3 protein-coding genes, 1 tRNA gene and 1 pseudogene are annotated in these 3,536 nt (G+C 65.5%); 4 read left to right on the forward strand and 1 reads right to left on the reverse strand.

The features are described from left to right. The 3 genes and pseudogenes from EOA60_RS24120 to EOA60_RS37745 form a co-directional block, all read left to right on the forward strand. A pseudogene (locus EOA60_RS24120) lies at positions 1-1,184 on the forward strand (peptidase M15); the annotation flags it as partial. 103 nt (positions 1,185-1,287) lie between these two features. Next, positions 1,288-1,361 (forward strand) — tRNA-Gln (locus EOA60_RS24125). Positions 1,362-1,482: 121 nt separating this feature from the next. Then, complete coding sequence (locus EOA60_RS37745) at positions 1,483-1,659, forward strand: hypothetical protein (RefSeq protein ID WP_082980697.1); 177 nt, start codon at positions 1,483-1,485, stop codon at positions 1,657-1,659. A 112-nt stretch (positions 1,660-1,771) separates the two neighbouring features. Here the strand turns inward: EOA60_RS37745 and EOA60_RS24130 are convergent, their stop codons facing one another. Then, a complete protein-coding gene (locus EOA60_RS24130) occupies positions 1,772-2,407 on the reverse strand; it encodes a 2-dehydro-3-deoxy-phosphogluconate aldolase (RefSeq protein WP_095823416.1) in 636 nt (211 codons plus the stop codon). Positions 2,408-2,543: 136 nt separating this feature from the next. Here EOA60_RS24130 and EOA60_RS24135 point away from each other — a divergent pair, with 136 nt between their 5' ends. Continuing rightward, positions 2,544-3,479, forward strand: coding sequence for a rhodanese-related sulfurtransferase (locus tag EOA60_RS24135; RefSeq protein ID WP_095823415.1), 936 nt, complete (start codon positions 2,544-2,546; stop codon positions 3,477-3,479). Positions 3,480-3,536: the final 57 nt, after the last annotated feature.

Raw genomic sequence — 3,536 nt, forward strand, 5'->3', positions numbered from 1 at the left:
CCCCCAATATCGAGCTGGCCAGCGCCGGCGGCTCGACCAAGCGGTCCGGCGGACTGTTTGCGGCCTGGTTCGGCGGCGGCGACGACGAGGCCGACGACAGCGCCGATGTCGCGAGCGCCCAACCCACACCCCAGCCGAAAGCTGTGAAGCAGGTGGCGGCCGCCAAGAGCGGCAACAGCGGCAGCCTGCCGGGCATCGCGATCGTCTCGCCGCAGGATGCCAAGCGCGCCAACATCCCGCAGATCGCCGATGACAGCTCGGACGATTCGCAACCGCAGCAGGACACGCCCGAAACCATCATTGCCGCGCTGCCGCCGAAGGAGGTTCCTCTGCCCGCCTTCGCGCCGAGGCCCAAGGCCGATGTCGGCCAGCAGACGGCTGAAAACGTGCCGTTCGCCGTGGCGGACGCCTCGGCCACGGCTGAGCAGGCGGTGGCGACGGCGCATGCTCCGGCCAACGTACCGTTCGGCATGGCCGCCGGCGCGGCGCAGGCCGCAGCCGATCCCGCGCAGGGGGCGTTCAACAATGTTCCGCTGCCGACGAGGCGGCCCGATCTGCCGAGGGAACTTGCGCCCAAGGACAAGGGCGTGCTTCTGGCGCTGGCGGAAACCGCCTCGCAGGACAAGAGCGCGACCGACGCCTTCTCGGTGCTGCCGACCGCGCGGCCCGACACGGGCAAGCCGGATGAGATCAAAGCGGTGCTCGAGCAGGCCAGCGCGACCACCGTGGCCGGCTCGAGTGGGGCCGAATACGAAGTCGCTTCGCTGACTGCGCCGGAGCCACGCTCGGCATTCAACGATCCGTCGGGTCTCGATGCAGCTTCGCCGCGTCAAGCCATTGCCGCACGCCCCGCCGGCACCGATCCGGCGCAGGCGATCGGCGCCGGCGTGAAGACGACGCGCAAGGAGGCCAGGGCGTCCGCCAACGACCTGAAGCCCGGCCCGAAGGCAATGGTGGTGGCAACGCCGCCGCAGGCAGCGCGCTGGGCGCTGGGCAGCGGCGACAACATCGCCACCGTTTCCGATCCGACCACGGCACCGCGCTATGCCTACAATATCGTGCACACGCCGCCGAGCGAGGTCTACACGGCCGGCTTCCAGACGGATGCGCAATTGCCGGACGCCAGCCGGTTCACCGGCAACGCGGTGAAGTTCCTTTCGGTCGCCCGCTTCCAGACGAAATAACGAGCCTGCCAGTGCCGCAACAGCCGCGTTGAACAACAGCGCGGCTTTTGCTTTTTATCACGGCAGCATAGTTTGAACGGCGCGGGTTTCCCGCGTGGTCTTTTCCCGCTTCGTCTAACGGTAGGACAGCGCCCTTTGAAGGCGTGAATCGTGGTTCGAATCCATGAGCGGGAACCAGCCGGCGGCTGGTTTTCGGCCCGCACCGGCATGCCATCACGCACGCTTAAACTTCTCGTGAGACCGGAACGGGCCGCGCTTTTTCGGGTTAGGATGCGTTCGTTCCAAACTGGGGATATTCATGAAGAAGATTCTATTGGCGTCAGTTCTCGCTCTGGCCGCGGCATCGGCTGCCGTGGCTCCAACGCAGGCCGAAACCGTTATCGTCAAGACCGGCAAGCATCACTGCAGAACCAAGGTGGTCACCCATTGGGTTCACCACCGCAAGGTCGTCGAGAAGGTCAAGGTCTGCCACTGACCGCATGTCCAGCCCTGGAGCGGTTCAGCGTTTGATAGACCGCTGAACCGCTCCAGGGGTTCTTTACACGATCCGGACGGAAGAACCGGTGCCCACACTTCCTGGAATTGCGTTAGGCGAGCTTGCTCGCCGCGCGCGCCAGGGCTTCGATCTCATCCCATTTGCCGGCCTTGATGAGTTCGTCGGGCGCAACCCACGAGCCGCCGACGCAGATGACGTTGGGGAGGCTCAGATAGTCGGCGGCGTTCTTGGCCGTTATGCCGCCGGTCGGGCAGAATTTCACGTCGGCGAGCGGCGAGGCGAAGGCCTTCAGCGATGCGATGCCGCCCGACTGTTCGGCCGGGAAGAATTTCAGGAAGCGCAGGCCGGCTTCGCGCGCAGCCATGATCTCGCCGGGGGTGATGGCGCCGGGCAGCAGCGGCACGGGGCTGTCCTTGGCCGCGTCGAGAAGCTGGCTCGTAATGCCGGGGCTGACGATGAATTTCGAGCCGGCGCGTGCCGCCTCGTCGAACTGCTTGGCATCGAGAATGGTGCCGGCACCGACAACCGCATCCTCGACTTCGGCCGCGACGCGGCGGATCGCTTCCAGCGCATCGGCGGTGCGCAGCGTGATCTCGATCGCCCTCAAGCCGCCGCGCGACAGAGCGCGAGCGAGCGGCACGGCGTCGGCGACATTGGCGATCTTGAGCACCGGGATGACCGGCTGGCCGTTGAGGAGCGACAGAAGCTTTTCGGTCTTGCTGGTCATTGGCTTGTCTCTCCGTTTCGGTCGATTTCAACCGATTAGCAGAAGGGGTATTCCGAGTCCACGAAGGCGGGCGTGTCGCAATGTCACGCGGCCCGTCCGCTCCGCCTTGAAACGGCTTTCAGCACGGTCTAGTGGCATGGGCGTGACAACAAACAAGGAAATTCAGCCGGTCCGCGTTGCCGCGCTCTACAAGTTTGCGTGGCTCGACAATTACCAATCGCTGCGCGCGCCGCTTGCCGCCTTCTGCTGCGGACGCGGCATCAAGGGCACGCTGCTTTTGGCGCATGAGGGCATCAACGGCACGGTCGCCGGCAGCGAGGCAGCGATCGCCGCGCTTATCGATCACCTGGAGGCGATCGAAGCGCTTGCCGGCCTGGAAGTGAAATACAGCACCGCCGCCGAGATGCCGTTCCACCGCATGAAGGTGCGGCTGAAGCGCGAGATCGTCACGATGGGCGTCGACAATCTCGATCCGGCGAGCAGCGCCGGCACCTATGTCGCGCCGGCCGATTGGAACGCGCTGATCTCGGACGCCGACACGTTGGTCATCGACACGCGCAACGCCTACGAGGTTTCGATCGGCACCTTCAAGGGCGCGGTCGATCCCAAGACCGCCAGCTTTCGCGAGTTCCCGGGCTGGGTCGAAGAGCACCGCGAGGAGCTCGAAGGCCGCAAGGTGGCGATGTTCTGCACCGGCGGCATTCGCTGCGAGAAGGCGACCGCTTACGTGAAGTCGCTGGGCTTCAGGCAGGTCTTCCACCTTAAGGGCGGCATCCTGAAATATCTCGAAGAGGTGCCGGCCGAAGAGAGCCTGTGGCAGGGCGAATGCTTCGTCTTCGACGAGCGGGTATCGGTGTCGCATGGCCTGGCCGAGGGCGAAGCCGAACTCTGCCGCGCCTGCCGCCATCCGCTCACCGTCGAGGACCGGCTCTCGCCGAAATATACGGTCGGCGTCTCATGCCCGCATTGCTTCGAAGCGCGCTCGGACGAGGACCGCGCGCGCTACGCCGAGCGCCATCGCCAGGTGGAACTCGCGCATGCGCGGGGCGCCAAGCGCCACATCGGAAGCTGAGCAGCCCAGGTTTCGTCAAATCATCCGCCCGTTCATTGTAATGTCAATGCGCGGGGC

It is taken from the genome of Mesorhizobium sp. M1A.F.Ca.IN.020.06.1.1, assembly GCF_004023265.1.
Classification (GTDB): domain Bacteria; phylum Pseudomonadota; class Alphaproteobacteria; order Rhizobiales; family Rhizobiaceae; genus Mesorhizobium.

Excerpts from the sequence above, each read along its gene's own strand:
- EOA60_RS24130 (WP_095823416.1), bottom strand. The coding sequence starts at position 2,407 with ATGACCAGCAAGACCGAAAAGCTTCTGTCGCTCCTCAACGGCCAGCCG.
- EOA60_RS24135 (WP_095823415.1), top strand. The coding sequence starts at position 2,544 with ATGGGCGTGACAACAAACAAGGAAATTCAGCCGGTCCGCGTTGCCGCG.
- EOA60_RS37745 (WP_082980697.1), top strand. The coding sequence starts at position 1,483 with ATGAAGAAGATTCTATTGGCGTCAGTTCTCGCTCTGGCCGCGGCATCG.